Annotated in this window: 16 protein-coding genes; 9 read left to right on the forward strand and 7 right to left on the reverse strand. The window is 62.7% G+C overall.

Translation table 11 applies throughout. The annotated features are described in order from the left end of the window. The first annotated feature begins 219 nt into the window (after positions 1-219). The 6 genes from ABEA02_RS13555 to ABEA02_RS13580 all read left to right on the forward strand — a co-directional run bounded on the left by ABEA02_RS13555 (position 220) and on the right by ABEA02_RS13580 (position 7,323). Positions 220-2,427: a PAS domain-containing hybrid sensor histidine kinase/response regulator gene (locus tag ABEA02_RS13555; RefSeq protein ID WP_345533603.1), complete on the forward strand. Its 2,208-nt coding sequence runs from the start codon at positions 220-222 to the stop codon at positions 2,425-2,427. A 120-nt stretch (positions 2,428-2,547) separates the two neighbouring features. After that, complete coding sequence (locus ABEA02_RS13560) at positions 2,548-3,657, forward strand: branched-chain amino acid ABC transporter substrate-binding protein (protein ID WP_345533604.1); 1,110 nt, start codon at positions 2,548-2,550, stop codon at positions 3,655-3,657. Positions 3,658-3,781: 124 nt separating this feature from the next. Beyond that, positions 3,782-4,714, forward strand: a complete 933-nt coding sequence (locus ABEA02_RS13565; protein WP_345533605.1) for a branched-chain amino acid ABC transporter permease — start codon at positions 3,782-3,784, stop codon at positions 4,712-4,714. Further along, positions 4,711-5,823 carry an ABC transporter permease subunit gene (locus tag ABEA02_RS13570; protein ID WP_345533606.1) on the forward strand — a complete coding sequence of 371 codons (1,113 nt, stop codon included), beginning with the start codon at positions 4,711-4,713 and terminating at the stop codon, positions 5,821-5,823. Before ABEA02_RS13565 ends, ABEA02_RS13570 begins: the two co-directional genes overlap by 4 nt. Then, positions 5,820-6,593: an ABC transporter ATP-binding protein gene (locus tag ABEA02_RS13575; protein WP_345533607.1), complete on the forward strand. Its 774-nt coding sequence runs from the start codon at positions 5,820-5,822 to the stop codon at positions 6,591-6,593. The genes ABEA02_RS13570 and ABEA02_RS13575 overlap by 4 nt, the downstream gene beginning before the upstream one ends. 13 nt (positions 6,594-6,606) lie before the next feature. Beyond that, positions 6,607-7,323, forward strand: coding sequence for an ABC transporter ATP-binding protein (locus ABEA02_RS13580; protein WP_345533608.1), 717 nt, complete (start codon positions 6,607-6,609; stop codon positions 7,321-7,323). 64 nt (positions 7,324-7,387) lie between these two features. On the opposite strand, the gene ABEA02_RS13585 is transcribed toward ABEA02_RS13580, so the two are convergent. The 4 genes from ABEA02_RS13585 to glmU are packed head-to-tail and all read right to left on the reverse strand — an operon-like array spanning position 7,388 to position 9,925. Then, positions 7,388-7,651 carry a hypothetical protein gene (locus ABEA02_RS13585; RefSeq protein ID WP_345533609.1) on the reverse strand — a complete coding sequence of 88 codons (264 nt, stop codon included), beginning with the start codon at positions 7,649-7,651 and terminating at the stop codon, positions 7,388-7,390. A gap of 16 nt (positions 7,652-7,667) precedes the next feature. Continuing rightward, positions 7,668-8,189 carry an acyl-CoA thioesterase gene (locus tag ABEA02_RS13590; RefSeq protein WP_345533610.1) on the reverse strand — a complete coding sequence of 174 codons (522 nt, stop codon included), beginning with the start codon at positions 8,187-8,189 and terminating at the stop codon, positions 7,668-7,670. Positions 8,190-8,209: 20 nt separating this feature from the next. Continuing rightward, positions 8,210-8,554 carry a PilZ domain-containing protein gene (locus ABEA02_RS13595; RefSeq protein WP_345533611.1) on the reverse strand — a complete coding sequence of 115 codons (345 nt, stop codon included), beginning with the start codon at positions 8,552-8,554 and terminating at the stop codon, positions 8,210-8,212. A gap of 9 nt (positions 8,555-8,563) precedes the next feature. Then, positions 8,564-9,925: a bifunctional UDP-N-acetylglucosamine diphosphorylase/glucosamine-1-phosphate N-acetyltransferase GlmU gene (glmU, locus tag ABEA02_RS13600; RefSeq protein WP_345533612.1), complete on the reverse strand. Its 1,362-nt coding sequence runs from the start codon at positions 9,923-9,925 to the stop codon at positions 8,564-8,566. A 185-nt stretch (positions 9,926-10,110) separates the two neighbouring features. Between glmU and ABEA02_RS13605 the strand changes: the two genes are divergently transcribed. Then, complete coding sequence (locus ABEA02_RS13605) at positions 10,111-11,529, forward strand: bifunctional enoyl-CoA hydratase/phosphate acetyltransferase (protein WP_345533613.1); 1,419 nt, start codon at positions 10,111-10,113, stop codon at positions 11,527-11,529. Positions 11,530-11,664: 135 nt separating this feature from the next. After that, positions 11,665-12,858 (forward strand): acetate/propionate family kinase, encoded by a 1,194-nt coding sequence (locus ABEA02_RS13610; protein ID WP_345533614.1) that lies wholly within the window; start codon positions 11,665-11,667, stop codon positions 12,856-12,858. Positions 12,859-12,926: 68 nt separating this feature from the next. Here ABEA02_RS13610 and ABEA02_RS13615 read toward each other — a convergent pair whose 3' ends face one another. Both ABEA02_RS13615 and queC read right to left on the reverse strand, forming a co-directional pair. Then, positions 12,927-13,484: a PEP-CTERM sorting domain-containing protein gene (locus ABEA02_RS13615; protein WP_345533615.1), complete on the reverse strand. Its 558-nt coding sequence runs from the start codon at positions 13,482-13,484 to the stop codon at positions 12,927-12,929. Between the two features lie 286 nt (positions 13,485-13,770). Then, a complete protein-coding gene (queC, locus tag ABEA02_RS13620) occupies positions 13,771-14,460 on the reverse strand; it encodes a 7-cyano-7-deazaguanine synthase QueC (protein ID WP_345533616.1) in 690 nt (229 codons plus the stop codon). Between the two features lie 163 nt (positions 14,461-14,623). Here queC and ABEA02_RS13625 point away from each other — a divergent pair, with 163 nt between their 5' ends. Beyond that, positions 14,624-15,037 (forward strand): hemerythrin domain-containing protein, encoded by a 414-nt coding sequence (locus tag ABEA02_RS13625; RefSeq protein ID WP_345533617.1) that lies wholly within the window; start codon positions 14,624-14,626, stop codon positions 15,035-15,037. Here the strand turns inward: ABEA02_RS13625 and ABEA02_RS13630 are convergent. Further along, positions 15,017-15,460 carry a CBS domain-containing protein gene (locus ABEA02_RS13630; protein ID WP_345533618.1) on the reverse strand — a complete coding sequence of 148 codons (444 nt, stop codon included), beginning with the start codon at positions 15,458-15,460 and terminating at the stop codon, positions 15,017-15,019. The genes ABEA02_RS13625 and ABEA02_RS13630 overlap by 21 nt on opposite strands. Positions 15,461-15,852 lie beyond the last annotated feature (392 nt).

Here is a 15,852-nt window from a genome sequence, read left to right on the forward strand (position 1 = left end):
TGCCAGACGACGTTTTATCGGGGGCGGGGACGCATGGCGGGGCTGTGCGTGGAGACAGACATCTACCTTTTCACCCGATCTGGCGCCAGAATATGTGACCGGTCATCAAGTCCGGCAGCAGCGTGTCGTAAGCGTCAGGGCGTGCTCGTATAGGTCCCGACGTGCGAACATGCTCTGGTAGCGCCCCCTCAAACCTGCCGGATCTCCGGGCGGAGTGACATGAAGGCTGCAAACCCGTTCCTTGCTGCACTGTCCCTTCTGGCCATCCTGCTGGCGGCTGCGGCCGTTGTGTTGGGCTGGCATCTGTCGCTGGTGTTGTTGAGTCTGGCGGCGGCAGCAGTCTGGCCCGCCTGGATGTTGCTGTCGGGGGGCGGAGACGCTGCGGGGCTGCGCTGGGATGGCGACGAACGCTTCGGGACGCCGCTGGCTGAGACCGAGCGCTGGCAGGCCTACATCCAGCAGATTCTCGATGCGAGTGACATGATGATTTATGTGCGCGACGCGGCGGGGGTGTTCCGTTTCGTGAACGAGGAATTCGCGAAAGATCGTGGGCGGTCTTTCGAGGAGTTGGTTGGCACGTCCTACATGGTGACGCAGGATTCGCTGGACGAAGATGCGCGCGTGCTGGCTGGCGAGAACATCTGCAAGGAAGAGTGGCGTGTACATCCGCTCACCGGGGGTGAGGTGTGTCGCATCCACACCAAGCGTGCAGGGCGAGACGTCGATGGCCGCCCGGTGGTGATCGGCACCAGCCACGACATCACCGACCTGCGCCGCGCGCAGCGCAGCCTGCAGGGCGCGCTGGATCGCGAACGCGAGCGCGCCGACCGCATTCGTGCCTATACGCAGCGCCTCATCGACGTGATTCCTCACCCGGTCTACGTCAAGGATGCGCATAGCCGCTACTTGCTGGTCAATGATGCGTTCGTCGAAGAGCGCGGTGTGCCGCGTGAGGCCATCATCGGCGACTCGTCGATCCATCCGACTTCGGCCAAGCCCTTGAGCGAAGCGGTGGCCGAGGCGATTGCGAAGTCCGTCAGCGTGGAAGATGCCGAGGTGCTGGCTGGGCGCGTGGTGCTGAAGGAGGAGGTACGACCGCATCCTGAAACCGGGGCAGAGTTGTGCCGCATCATCTCCAAGCGCGCCTGTCTCGATGCCGAGGGGCGGCAGGTCATCGTGGGGGCGAACATCGACGTGACCTCGTGGCGGCAAGCCGAGCGCCGTGCCGAGCAGGCGAGCCGCGCGAAGTCGCTGTTCCTGGCCAGCATGAGTCACGAGATCCGCACGCCGCTGAATGGCGTGATCGGCATGCTGCGCAAAGTGATGCGCAGCCCGACATTGCCGGAGAGCGATCGCAACAGCCTTGGCGTAGGCATGCGCAGCGCGGAGTCGCTGCTGGCGATCCTCAACGACATTCTCGATTTCTCGAAGATCGAGGCCGGCGAGCTGCGTCTGGAGAGCATCGATTTCGAATTGCCGCAGCTCGTGCAGGATTGCTGCCAGCCGTTTGCCGAGTCGGCCAGTGACGGCAAGGTGTCGTTCGCCATCAGCGTCGCGCCGGGTGTGCCGGCCTGGGTGAAGGGTGACCCGACGCGGCTGCGGCAGTTGCTGCTGAACCTTGTTGGCAACGCCATGAAGTTCACGCTGCAGGGCAGCGTGGAGGTCCGCGTGATGCCACTGGCTTCGTTCGATGGGCACTCCTGGGTGCGCTTCGAGGTTGAGGACTCGGGTGTGGGCATCGCGACCAAGGCGATTCCGACGATCTTCCAGGTGTTCCAGCAGGCCGACAGTTCGACGACGCGCCGCTTTGGTGGCACAGGGTTGGGGCTGGCGATCTGCCAACAGCTGGTCGGCGCGATGGGAGGCTCGATTTCGGTGCAGAGCGTGGAAGGGCGAGGCAGCACTTTCCGCTTCGACCTGCCGATGATGCCCGGCACACCACAGAGCCTTGCTACACCCGCCACGTTTGCACAGACGCATCGTCTATCCATCCTGTGTGCCGAGGACGACGAGGTGAATCGTTTGATCATCGGCGACCTGCTGGCGGACCTGGGCCACACCGTCGAGATGGTGGGCGATGGCCTGCAGGCATTGCATGCGTTGGCGCGCACCGACTTCGACATCGTACTGATGGATGCGCGCATGCCCGTCATGGACGGTTACGACGCGACACGCGCGATTCGTGCGGGCGGTTTGCCGGGGGCGCAGGTGCTGCGGCCACAGGTGACGGTGGCGGCGCTGACGGCGAATGCCAGCGCGTCCGACCGCGAGACCTGCCTGGCTGCCGGCATGGACGAATTCCTCATCAAACCGATCGAGGAGGCAGCCCTGCACCGCGTGCTGCAGACAACCATCGACCACCTGCTGGCGGACGGCCGTTTGCTGCAGCCTCTGGCGACTTCAGCCCCGGCGTCGCAAGCTTCGTGAATCGATTGCACACGGCTGGTCTATAGCCCCGCAAATTTCTGTAACATCCCCTCGCGGGCTGTCGTCGCTGGACGACCCTGAGGATCGCCGGCAGGCGCAACCAAATTTGCGGAGGTGTTCATGAAGAAATCCATCGTTGCGCTGGCCTTGCTCAGCGTAGGTGTCGTTCAGGCCCAGGAACTGGTTGTGAAGATCGGCAGCTCGGCGCCGCTCACCGGTGCGCAGGCGCACCTTGGCAAGGACACGGAGAACGGTGTGCGTCTCGCCATCGAGGACTACAACAAGAAGGGCGTGACCATCGGCGGCAAGAAGGTCAAGTTCGAACTGGTCGGCGAAGACGACCAGGCTGACCCGAAGCAGGGCACGGCCGTGGCACAGCGCCTGGTTGATGCCGGCGTGAAGGCCGTTATCGGCCACATGAATTCCGGCACCACCATCCCCGCATCGCGCATCTACAACCAGGCTGGCGTGGTGATGATTTCGCCGTCCGCCACCAACCCGACGCTGACCCAGCAGGGCTTCGAGAACGTCTTCCGCGTCATGGCGCATGACGGCAAGCAGGGCCCCGCTGCCGCCAAGTTCGCACTCACCAAGCTGGGCAAGAAGGTTGCCGTCATCGACGACCGCTCGGCCTATGGCCAGGGCCTCGCCGACGAGTTCGAGAAGGCCGTCAAGGCCGGCGGTGGCAGCATCACCTCGCGTGAGTTCACCACCGACAAGGCCAACGACTTCATGACCATCCTGACCAAGGTGAAGTCGGCATCGCCCGACGTGATCTTCTTTGGCGGCATGGACCCGCAAGGCGGCCCGATGGCCAAGCAGATCAAGCAACTGGGCATCAAGGCGACCTTCCTGATGGGTGACGGCGGCTGTACGCCCGAGCTGATCAAGCTGGCTGGCGACGCCATCACCGAAGGCAGCGCCTACTGCACGCAACCGGGCGTGCCGCTCGATTCCATGCCCGATGCCAAGTTCAAGGACCGCTTCAAGGCGCGCTTCAACGCCGAGGTTCAGGCGTACTCGCCGTACTCCTACGACGCGACCTCGACCGTCATCGAAGCGATGAAGACCGCTGGCTCCGTCGAGCCCGCCAAGTACCTGGCCTCGTTGAAGAAGGCTTCGCACAAGGGCGTGTCGGGCGTGATCAAGTTCGACGAGAAGGGCGACCTGAAAGACGGCGTCGTGACGGTCTACACCTTCAAGGCCGGCAAATGGGTGCCCCTCAAGTAAGCTGAGGCGGCATGCAGGAACGGAAATGGCGCGGCCTTGGGTCGCGCCATTTTTTTGAGGACAGTCAATCCGGCCACAGGGCGAACTGACATTGTGCTGGCCTGCTTATTGCGAGACGAAATCCATGGAAACCCTTCTGCAGCAGATCATCAACGGCCTGGTCGTCGGCAGCATGTATGCCCTCGTGGCCTTGGGCTACACCATGGTGTACGGCATTCTTGGCCTGATCAATTTTGCGCACGGTGACGTGCTGATGGTGGGCGCGCTGGTGGCTTTGCAGGCCATACTCTTCGCGCAGAAGATGTGGCCCACGCTGGGGCCACTGCCGCTGTTGGCTTTCGGCCTGCTGGTGGCGGTGCCTGTGTCGATGGGGGTTGGCTACATCATGGAGCGCGTGGCCTATCGCCGCCTGCGCAATGCACCAAGGCTGGCGCCGCTGATCACGGCCATCGGTCTCTCATTCCTGCTGCAGACCCTGGCCATGATCATCTGGGGGCGCAACTACTACAGCTTCCCGCAACTGATTTCGACTACGCCCATGCAACCCATCGAAGGCGTGTTCATCTCGCCGGTGCAGATCATCATCATCATCGGCTCGGCCTTGCTGATGCTGGGCCTGACCCTGCTGGTGAACAAGACGCGCATTGGTCGCGCCATGCGCGCGACGGCTGAGAACCACCGCATCGCTGCGCTGATGGGCGTTAATGCAAACGGCATCATTGCGCTGACCTTCATCCTCGGCTCAGGTCTTGCTGCCGTAGCAGGCGTGATGATCGCCTCGAACTACGGCATCGCCCACAGCACCATGGGCACCATTCCGGGCCTCAAGGCGTTCACGGCGGCAGTGCTCGGTGGCATCGGCAACCTGCCGGGCGCCATGGTCGGCGGCATCGTGCTGGGCCTCATCGAGTCAATTGGTGCGGGCTACATCGAACACGCCACCTTCGGCTTCCTCAACTCCAGTTACCAGGACATTTTCGCGTTCATGATTCTGGGGGCAGTACTGATTTTCCGGCCGACGGGTCTGCTGGGTGAGCGCGTGGCGGACAGGGCATGAAAGACATCACCGACCTCATCCCCTGGCTGGGCAAGCACCACCCGGTCGCCGCAAAGTGGCTCGTGCTGGCCTTCATCTTCGCTGCGCCCTTCCTGCTGATGCTCATCGGCCCGGCCTGGGTGCGCATCGTCAATATGGCCTTGCTCTACGTGCTGCTGGCTGTCGGCCTCAACCTCGTGGTGGGCTTCGCCGGGCTGCTTGATCTGGGCTACATCGCCTTCTATGCCGTCGGCGCCTATACATGGGCTTTTCTCGCCAGTCCGCACTTCGGCGTGCATCTGCCGTTCTGGATCGTGCTGCCGCTCGGTGCGGCCTTTGCAGCGCTGGCCGGCGTCATTCTCGGCTTCCCGGTGTTGCGTTTGCGCGGGGACTACCTCGCCATCGTCACGCTGGGCTTCGGCGAGATCGTGCGCATCTTCATGAACAACCTGAACTACCCGATCAATATCACCAACGGGCCGCAGGGCATCAACATGCTCGACTCGCTCAATTTCTTCGGCTGGGATATCTCGAAGCGCGTGACGCTGGGCGAGGACTGGGTGATCAATCCGCTGATCTTCCACTTCTACGCCTTCCTCGCCTTCGTCTGGCTGTCGGTGATCCTCGTGCGGCGTCTGCAGGTGTCGCGCGTTGGCCGGGCATGGGCAGCGATACGCGACGACGATCTTGCTGCCAAGGCGGTCGGCATCAACTTGCGTAACTACAAGCTGCTGGCCTTTGCGATGGGGGCGACCTTCGGTGGCGTAGCGGGCGGCTTGTTCGGCGCCTTCCAGGGTTTCGTGAGTCCCGAGAGTTTCTCGCTGATGGAGTCCATCACCGTGCTCGCCATGGTGGTGTTCGGGGGCATGGGGAATATTGCCGGGGTCATCGTCGGTGCATTGATCCTCGCGTGGCTGCCCGAGGCGTTGCGCAGCTATGCGATCCCGATGCAGCAGGCGCTGTTCGGCAAGACGATTCTTGATCCGGAAATCCTGCGCATGCTGGTGCACGCCCTGGCGCTGATCTTCATGATGCTGCTGCGACCGGTGGGGCTGATCCCGGCGCATTCGCGTTACTCGAAGCCGGAGCTGATCAACCAGGACGCGATGAACAAGGGGACGGTGGCATGAGTCTTCTGCTCGAAGCCCGCAACATCAGCAAGCGCTTCGGCGGCGTGCAGGCGCTGCAGGACGTGTCGCTGTCGATCCGCGAAGGCGAAATCTACGGTCTCATCGGCCCCAACGGTGCTGGCAAGACAACCTTCTTCAATGTGCTCAGCGGTGCCTACACTGCCGACAGCGGCGAGTTCCTGTTCGCCGGTTCCGCTTTGCCTGCCGGCATGCCGCACGAGGTGGTACAGCGGGGCATTGCGCGCACCTTTCAGAACATTCGCCTGTTTCGCGATCTGACTGCGCTGGAGAACGTGATGGTCGGTCAGCATGCACGTACGCATGCCGGCTTGTTCGGCGTGCTGTTCCAGACGCGCAAGGTGCGGGACGAAGAGCAGGCCACGACGCAGCGTGCGTTGGAGTGGTTGCGCTACGTAGGCATCGAGCGCTTCGCCGATACCGTGTCGAAGAATCTCTCCTACGGCGACCAGCGCCGGCTGGAGATCGCGCGCGCGTTGGCGACAGGGCCGAAGCTGCTCGCCCTCGACGAGCCGGCTGCAGGCATGAACGCCACCGAGACGGCGCAGCTGCGCACGCTGATCGAGAAGATCCGTGGCGGCGGCGTGAGCGTGATGCTTATCGAACACGACGTGAAGCTCGTCATGGGGCTCTGCGATCGCGTTGCCGTGCTGAACTTCGGCCAGAAGATCGCCGAGGATGTGCCAGCAACGGTGCAGCGCGACCCCGCGGTGCAGGAAGCCTACCTGGGGAGCTCGCACCATGCAGCCTGAGGTGAAGACCCCCATGCGCGCCCCCATTCTGCAGCTCTCCGGTCTGCGTGTGTCCTACGGCCAGATCAATGCGGTCAAGGGCATCGATCTCGCCATCGAACCGGGCGAACTGGTGTCGCTGATCGGTGCCAATGGCGCTGGCAAGACCACCACGCTGAACGCCATTGCCGGCGTGTTGCCCATCGCCGGTGGCGAGCTGAGCTACGCCGGTGAGCATATCGAGACACTGCCTGCTCACTTGCGCCTGCGCCGCGGTCTCGCGTTGGTGCCGGAAGGGCGTGGCATCTTCACACGACTGACCGTCGAAGAGAACCTGCAGATGGGCGCTTACACGCGGCATGACAAGGCCGGCGTCGAGGCCGACATGCAGCGCATCTTCGAGCTGCTGCCGCGTGTGAAGGAACGCCTCTTCCAGGTCGCCGGCACGCTGTCAGGCGGTGAGCAGCAGATGCTCGCCATCGGCCGCGCGCTGTTGTCGCGCCCCAGGTTGCTACTGCTCGACGAACCCTCGATGGGTCTCGCCCCGCTGTTCGTCGAGAAGATCTTCGAAGTCGTGCAGTCCATCGTGAAGGAAGGCGTGGCCGTGCTTCTGGTCGAGCAGAACGCCAACCTCGCGCTGCAGTTTGCCCAGCGCGCCTGCGTGATGGAGGGGGGATTGATCACCCTGCGCGGTACAGGGCAGGAGTTGCTGCACGATCCGAAGGTGCGTAGCGCGTATCTCGGAGAATAGTCCGCGTAGGGTGGGCACGGTGTGCCCACGCGTCTGTCAGCCGCTTATCGCAGCGTCGCGAGTTTTATGGGCTTTTTGAGACAAGCCTGAATTCGTGCGGGAACAGGTATAAGCCACAAAACATGCAGCCCTGCGGCTCTTGAATGCATATGGTCAGGCTGACTTGCGTACCGTCATTGACGAACTCGTCAATTTCATAGCTGTTCCCAAGCATCGCCATGACGTGCGGCTTTTCATCTGCGGCAAGTGATTTTTGAATGTTGTCCCTGATGGCGAGAACGGTAACCGTATCTCCAACATTCACTTCATTTCCATCGATATCCGTCATGCGAAGGCACCCAAGGTCACATCGGCGCCGAGCCGGAATTTGCCGCGCGTCGCATTGCTTCGTGGATTTCACGCTGGCGGCGCTCCATCTCCTGACGTAGCTCGCGTCGTACCTTGGCTGAGGCGTGACGGCGCATTTCGTCGGGTGTCTGCGGTTCCAGCGGCGGCACTCTCTTGCCCTTGCCGTTTTCATCCACCGCGACCATCGTGAAGAAGCAGCTGTTGGCGTGGCGCACGCTACGGTTCTGGATGTTTTCGGTGACGACCTTGACGCCGATTTCCATCGAGGTGTTGCCGGTGAAGTTCACCGAGGCGAGGAAGGTTACGAGCTCGCCGACGTGGATGGGCTGGCGGAAGGTGACCTGGTCAACCGACATGGTGACGACGTAGCCGCCCGCGTAGCGGCTGGCGCAGGCGTAGGCGACCTGGTCGAGCAGTTTGAGTACGGCGCCGCCGTGCACGTTGCCGGAAAAGTTCGCCATGTCGGGCGTCATCAGCACGGTCATGGTGAGCTGATGTGAGGGTTGTTGATCGTCCATGCGGGTCCTGTTGCGTGGGTTCAGCGCCGCATGGCGGCGCGGATGTGTTCGACGGCGGCAGCTTCGGGCTGCAGGAACTGTGCGCCGAGTTGAAAGCCGCTGCCAGAGAGTACGGAGTAAGCGACCTTCATCTTCAGCAGCCAGGGCATGACACGACCGTCATGTTTGAGGTCGGGGACAAACAGCACGATCTGCATCATTGCGCCTGCAGGCCGGGTGTCCGGCGAAATGATGCAGGTGCCGGATTCCGAGATATTGACGATGCTGGTTGGAATCGCCTGCCAGTCGGGCAGAAGGATGAGCGCACGCCAGTGCACGCGTTTGCGTTCATTGGCGCGGCCTTCTGCCCTGCCTGCTTCACTCATGGCCTGAGATCAGCCCTGTTTCTTGACGGGGCGCTTCCAGCCGGGAACGGTGTTCTGGCGCGTACGTGAGAGTGTCAGCTCGCCGGCTGGTGCGTTGGCGGTGAGCGTGGTGCCGGCGGCAATGGTGGCGCCCTTGCCGACGGTGACGGGTGCGATCAGCTGTGTGTCGGAGCCGATGAAGGCTTCGTCTTCGATGGTGGTGCGGAACTTGTTGGCGCCGTCGTAGTTGGCGGTGATGACGCCTGCGCCAATGTTCACCTTGCTGCCCACGTCGGCATCACCCAGATAGGCGAGGTGCCCGGCCTTGCTGCCGGCGGCGATCTGGCTGTTCTTTACTTCGACAAAGTTGCCGATGTGTACGTCCTCACCCAGCTTCGTGCCGGGGCGGATGCGTGCGAAGGGGCCGATCGTGCAGTCGATGCCGATGTCGGCATTCTCGATGTGACAGAACGGCGAGAGCTCGGTGCCGGCGGCAACGGTGACGTTCTTCAGCACGCAGTGCGCGCCGATCTTCACGCCTTCGCCCAGCGTGACCTTGCCTTCGAAGACGCAGCCGACGTCGATCTCGACATCCGGCTCGCAGACCAGCTCGCCGCGCACGTCGATGCGTGCGGGGTCGATGAGGGTCACGCCGTTCTCCATCAGCGCGTTGGCGATGTTGCGCTGGTGGATGCGTTCGAGTTCGGCGAGCTGCAGCTTGTTGTTGACGCCCAGCGTTTCCCACACGGCGGCGGGCTGGCGCGCGGCGACTTCGACGCCGTCGGCAACGGCCATGGCGATGATGTCGGTGAGGTAGTACTCGCCTTGCGCGTTGTTGTTCGACAGGCGCGACAGCCAGTCGCGCAACTTTGCGACGGGCACGCAGAGGATGCCGGTGTTCACTTCCTGCACCAGGCGCTGTTCGGGCGTGGCGTCTTTCTCTTCAACGATGCTTTGCACGCTGCCATCGGCGCCGCGGATGATGCGACCATAGCCCTTGGGATCGTCCATATTGACGGTGAGCAGAGCGACGCGTTCGCCGGCGCTGGTCGTGACCAGATCCTTGAGCGTCTCGACGCGCGTCAGCGGCACGTCGCCGTAGAGGATCAGTGCCGCACCGTCGCCGGTGATGGCGGGCATGGCCTGTTGCACGGCGTGGCCAGTACCCAGCTGCTGCGCCTGTTCGGCCCATGCGAGGTCGGGATCGGTGATGGCGGCGCGCACCTGATCGCCGCCATGGCCGTAGACCACACAGATCTTCTGCGGTGCGAGCTGGCGGGCGGTGTCGATGACATGGCGCAGCATGGCTTTGGCGGCAATCGGCTGGAGCACCTTGGGCAGACGCGAACGCATGCGCTTGCCCTGACCGGCGGCGAGGATGATGACCTGCATGGAAGTCCTTCGGGAAAGTGGGTAAAAAGCCCGCTGGGCGCGACTTTCAGGGCGATTCTAGCATTCCGGTCAGGCTCACCTTGTACGCCGCGCTGGCGAGGTCGGAATGTACGGCATGCTTGATCGGCGTCATGAAAACCCGGCTGTCCGATAGCTAAGATGTATCAACACTCGGGAGAACCCTGATGAGTACGGAAGCTGACGAGACGCCCGACCTGTTGGAAAACATCACCTTCGACGAGATCAAGGTCGGTGATTCGGCGCGCCTGACGCGCACCGTGCGGCGCGAAGACATCCAGCTGTTTGCCGTGGTGTCGGGTGATGTCAATCCGTCCCACCTGGACGACGACTGGGCGCGTGACAACGCGTTCGGCGAGATCGTGGCGCACGGCATGCTCTCCGGCGCGCTCATCTCGGCTTTGCTGGGCAACGAGTTTCCGGGGCCGGGCACTGTCTATGTCAGCCAGAACCTGGATTTCGAGTCTGGTGTGCATGTGGGCGACACGCTGACCGTGACGCTCACGTGCCTCAAGAAGCTGCCGACCACCAAGCATCTGCGTATCGGCTGCGTGGTGAGTAACCAGCAGGGCAGCGTGGTGGCGCGGGGTGAAGCGGTGGTGGCTGCGCCGACTGAGAAAGTGCGGCGTCCGCGGGCGAGTTTGCCCGAGGTGATGGTCACTGATCGCCAGCGCCGCTACGAGAAGGTGATTGATGCAGCAGAAGGCTTGCCCGCGGTGCGCGTGGCGGTGGCGCATCCCTGCGATGAGGAGTCGCTCAAGGGTGCATTGCTGGCGCGCGACGAGGGACTGATCGTGCCCGTGCTGGTAGGGCCGGAGGGACGTATCCGCAGGCTTGCCGAGTCACTGGGCAGTAGCCTTGATGGCTGCGAGTTGGTGGCGACCGAGCACTCTACCGAATCCGCCGAGAGGGCCGTTGCGCTGGCGCGTGCCGGCCAGGTCGATGCCTTGATGAAAGGCAGCCTGCATACCGATGAATTCATGGCGGCCGTGGTGGACCGCGACACCGGCATCCGCACCGGGCGGCGCATCAGCCATGTGTATGTCGCCGATGTGCCGCGTTACCCGCGCACCCTGCTGGTGACGGATGCGGCAATCAACATCCAGCCCGATCTGGAGACCAAGGTGTCGATCGTGCAGAACGCGATCGACCTCGCGCATGCAATCGGCATCGCCATGCCGCGCGTGGCAATCCTGTCGGCGGTCGAGACCGTCAATGCCAAGATCCCTTCCACGCTGGATGCCGCCGCGCTGTGCAAGATGGCGGATCGCGGCCAGATCAAGGGCGGTTTGCTGGACGGGCCGCTGGCTTTCGACAATGCGATTTCAGAGTTCGCGGCCCGCACCAAAGGCATCGAGTCGGACGTGGCAGGGCGCGCTGACATTCTGGTCGTGCCTGACCTGGAATCGGGCAACATGCTGGGCAAGCAACTGGAGTACTTTGCCGGCGCCTTGCTGGCCGGCGTGGTGTTGGGTGCGCGCGTGCCCATCGTTCTGACCAGCCGGGCAGATCGCGCCGAGGCGCGTTCGGCGTCCTGCGCCATCGTCAAACGACTGGTGGCGAAGAAGGGCGAGGGGGCCCCCTGACCACGATTTGTCATTCCCGCGAAGGCGGGAATCCAGCGTCGTTTCGCCGCGATGAAGCGTTACTGGATTTGCGCTTTCGCGGCAATGATGTGCTTTTGAAGGTTGACCTGTAGTTCCGTATTTTTTGGGGGTTTCATGAAAGCGTTGTTGGTGGTGAATGCAGGTTCGTCGAGCCTGAAGTTTGCGTTGTTCGGTCTGCCGCTGATCGAAGGTGCGCAGTCCCTGTTCCGCGGCCAGATTGATGGCATCGGCGCCGACGCACAGTTCAAGCTGCGTGATGCGAACGATGCGGTCTGTCTTGACCAGCGCATCTCCGCACCGGCCGGTTCAAGCCTTGAAGAGCAGCACCAGATCTCGCTGGATGCCGTGCTGGCCTGGCTGGGCACGCAGGACATCGAGCTTGTCGGTGTGGGCCATCGCGTCGTGCACGGTGGTTCGGAATTCTCGGCGCCAGTGCGTCTCGATGCCGAAGTGCTCGCCAAGCTTGATGCGCTGTGCGCACTTGCTCCGCTGCACCAGTCGCACAACCTGCGCCCGGTGAAGGCTCTCATGAAGCGCTTCCCGACGCTGCCGCAGGTAGCTTGCTTCGACACGGCGTTCCACCGCACGCAGAGCCCGCTGGCTGAGGCCTTCGCGATTCCGCGCGCCATTTCGGCTGAAGGCGTGAAGCGCTATGGTTTCCACGGTTCGTCGTACGAATACGTGTCGCGCGAAATGCCCAAGCTGCTGGGCGACAAGGCCAAGGGCGCGGTCGTCATCGCCCACCTCGGCAACGGCGCTTCGATGGCCGCGCTGCGTGATGGCAAGAGTATCGGCACGACCATGGGCTTCACCGCAGTGGACGGTCTGATGATGGGGACGCGTACCGGTGCGCTGGACCCGGGCGTGCTGCTGTACCTCATCGATCAGCATGGCTACGACAGCAAGAAGCTGACGAACTTCCTCTACAAGGAATCGGGGCTGCTGGGCGTCTCCGGCATCAGCCAGGACATGCGCACGCTGGAAGCCAGCGACGCGCCCGAGGCGAAAGAGGCTATCGACCTGTTCTGCTATCGCGCTGCGCGCGAGATCGGCAGCCTCGCAGTCGCGGCGGGTGGACTGGATGCCGTGGTGTTCACCGGTGGTATCGGCGAGAACGCCTGCAATGTGCGCGCACGCATCCTTGGCTATCTCGCCTGGCTGGGGCTGGAAGTCGATGCGGAAGCCAACAGCCAGCGTGGCAAGGCCATGCTGATCAGCAAGCCCGGCAGTCGCGTGCTGGCGGCGGTGCTGCCGACCAACGAGGAGTGGATGATTGCGCACCACACGGTGTTGAAGATCGATGCCTGAACACAGCGGATGAGCGCAACAAAAAGGACAGCCGAGGCTGTCCTTTTTGTTTGTTGCGCAGGGCCGAATCAGGCTGCGCGGCGGCGACGCGAAGCGGCCAGGCCAGTGAGGCCCAGTGCAGCCAGCGCGAGGCCAGCGGGCTCGGGGATTTCGCTGGTCTGATCGAGCACCAGGTCGCCGACGATGATGGCGGACGAGTCCCAGTTGTAACCGGTGATCGTGAAGCTCAGAACGTCGCCAGCGCTGACGCCTGCGAAGGTGTAGCTGCCGCTGACATTGAAGCCGCCGCTGACACCGCTGTTCGGCAGCAGGGCCGTGCTCGGGCCACCCGTTTGCGATGCGGTCAGGCTGGCTTGTGCCATGTACCAGGAGTGAAAGCCGCTGAAGATGTAATCAATGGCGTAGTCGCCAGCGCTGTCAGCGACACCGCTGACCGTCCAGACGCGGGTGACGCCGTATCCCGGCTGGTCGTAATGCATGCTCCAGGTGTCAGCATCGACCTGGGTTGCGCTCGTGGTGCCCGGACCGGAGATGCTCCATTCGATCGCGGTAGCTTGTGCGGGTGTCGTGAGCAGGGCTCCGGTCGCGATCAGTGCGGTCGCTGCGAGTTGCGACATCTTGTTCATGTTGTTCATCCCTTTGAGAGTTGGTGGTTCAGGGCGTAAGTGCTGAACCCGAAGCCATCTCAGCAAAGAGGGTGCCAGATTAGAAATCCGTTACTAATCAGATGGTTGGGCGGCTGTCCTGCGAAACTTCCGAAGCTGTGTAAGAAAGTAATCGCGACAACAGAAGTCGATAGTGTTAATTAATTCACGCCAACGACGGGCATCATCGAAAAACAAATTCAAAATCAATAACTTGAAAATTCCTGGCGACTGTAAAAAACAACGACAACGATAAAAGTGACAAAAATCACGGCTTGTAGCGCGTGGGATCGGACAGTCCAGCTTCCACGAAACCTGCGCTACGCAGCCTGCAGGCATCGCACTTGCCACAGGCCCGACCGTCGTCGTCAGCCTGGTAGCACGAAACCGTAATGCCGTAGTCAACGCCGAGCCTGGAGCCGAGCTGGATGATGCCGGCCTTGCTGAGCGAGATCAGCGGAGCGTGCACCTGCAGGGGCAGGCCTTCGATGCCGACCTTGGTGGCGAGCTGGGCCAGCTTCTCGAAAGCGGCAACGAACTCGGGGCGGCAGTCGGGGTAGCCGGAGTAGTCGACGGCATTCACGCCGACGTAGATGTGCTGTGCCTGCAGCACCTCGGCCCAGCCCAGCGCAAGCGACAGCATGACGGTGTTGCGCGCCGGTACGTAGGTGACGGGGATGCCGGGCTGCACGCCGTCGGTGGGCACGGCGATGCTGGCATCGGTGAGGGCCGAGCCACCGAACTGGCCCAGGTCGACGTGAGCGACGCGGTGCTCGCGCGCACCCAGGGCTGCGGCAACGCGCTCGGCGGCCTGCAGCTCGGCAGCGTGGCGCTGGCCGTAGGCGACGGAGAGGGCGTAGGTCTCGTAACCGGCGTCGCGGGCAATGGCAAGGCAGGTGGCGGAGTCGAGACCGCCGGAGAGCAGAACAACGGCGCGTTCAGGGCGTGAAGTATTCATGTTGCGGAGTTTTGGCGGCAGAAACAGGGGAATTATCGCCGAAGCGCTCCCTGATCTGTCTCAAATCGCGGCTTTTCCTGACGCGCAGAATGGGCTGGCTGGATTTCGGAGTTCCGGCCCCGCGGGGCGGGTCAAGAAGGCAATGAGCCAAAAGGAGGGTCAGATGGAAGCACAAGAACTGCTTGAGGACATGCATCGTCGTTGCGACGACCTGCTGATGAGTCTGGATAGTTTCGTGCAGCGCGAGGCTTGGCCGGAGGCGGAGACGACTTATGGTCGCTTGCGCACCTCGATGCGTGCGCACTTCGAGGCCGAGGAAGAGGAGCTGTTTCCAGCCTTTGAGCGACAGGCTTATGTCAATGCAACATCCACTGCCATCATGCGCCGCGAACATCAGCGCATGAATGCGATGATGGATCACATGGGCGGCGCCATCGCAGTGTGCGACGTGGTGAGCTATCTCAATGAGTCGGTGCGGCTGCGCAGCTTGCTGACGCAGCACGCACGCAAGGAAGACTTCCTGATGGATGCCGTGTTTGGCGTCGCCACCCAGGCGTCAGATCGACATCTCGCCTGAGATGTAACTGGACAGTTGTTCGATGGTCTTGCGCTGCTCTTCCATGACGGCCTTGACTGCGTCGCCGATGGTGACGATGCCGACGAGCTTGCCGCGTTCGACAACCGGAAGGTGGCGGAAGCGGTTCTCGGTCATGATGCTCATGATGTCGTCGACGTTCTGGCTGGGCGAGATGGTCAGCAGGTTTTGTGTCATGACATCGCCGATCTTGAGGTCGCGCGAGGACTTGCCGCGCAGCGCGACTTTGCGGGCGTAGTCGCGCTCGGTGAAGATGCCGACGAGGCGTTCGGATTCGAGAACCAGTACTGCGCTGATGTCGGCCTTGGCCATGAGTTCCAGCGCTTCAAAGACGGTGGTCGCAGGTGTGACACCGAGAATTTCTGCCGACTTGCCGGCGAGGATTTCCTTGACGGTCGTGCTCATGGTTTCGCTCCGTGGGACGGTAACTCAGTGTGGCGACTGCACGCGCTGAGCGCAAGTAGGAATAGCCGTATGACGGGCATGTGGTGGCGCCGTTCGGGAGGGTGAGCGTTTACCGGGGCGGACCGTGTCAGCTGATGCTGCAGTGCGGAGAGGAAGATTCGGCTGCGCAGCCTTTCAGGAAGGGTTGCGATGCGCGTGGCGTGCCTGTTTCAGCAGGGTGCACAGAGGGCGCGTCAAGGTTTTCCGGCGAGCCACCGCAAGGAAAAACCGCAACCCCCTCGGGGGTGGGGACGGCTACCGAAGTGTGCCGTCACCGGGGGTACATCGCAGTCTGTGTTTCAGAGAGGCAGGGGGCTAATCTAGGTTTTTCCGCAGAGCCGCCTCAAGGAAAA

Origin of the sequence: Viridibacterium curvum, from assembly GCF_039544165.1 — a bacterium.
GTDB lineage: Bacteria > Pseudomonadota > Gammaproteobacteria > Burkholderiales > Rhodocyclaceae > Viridibacterium > Viridibacterium curvum.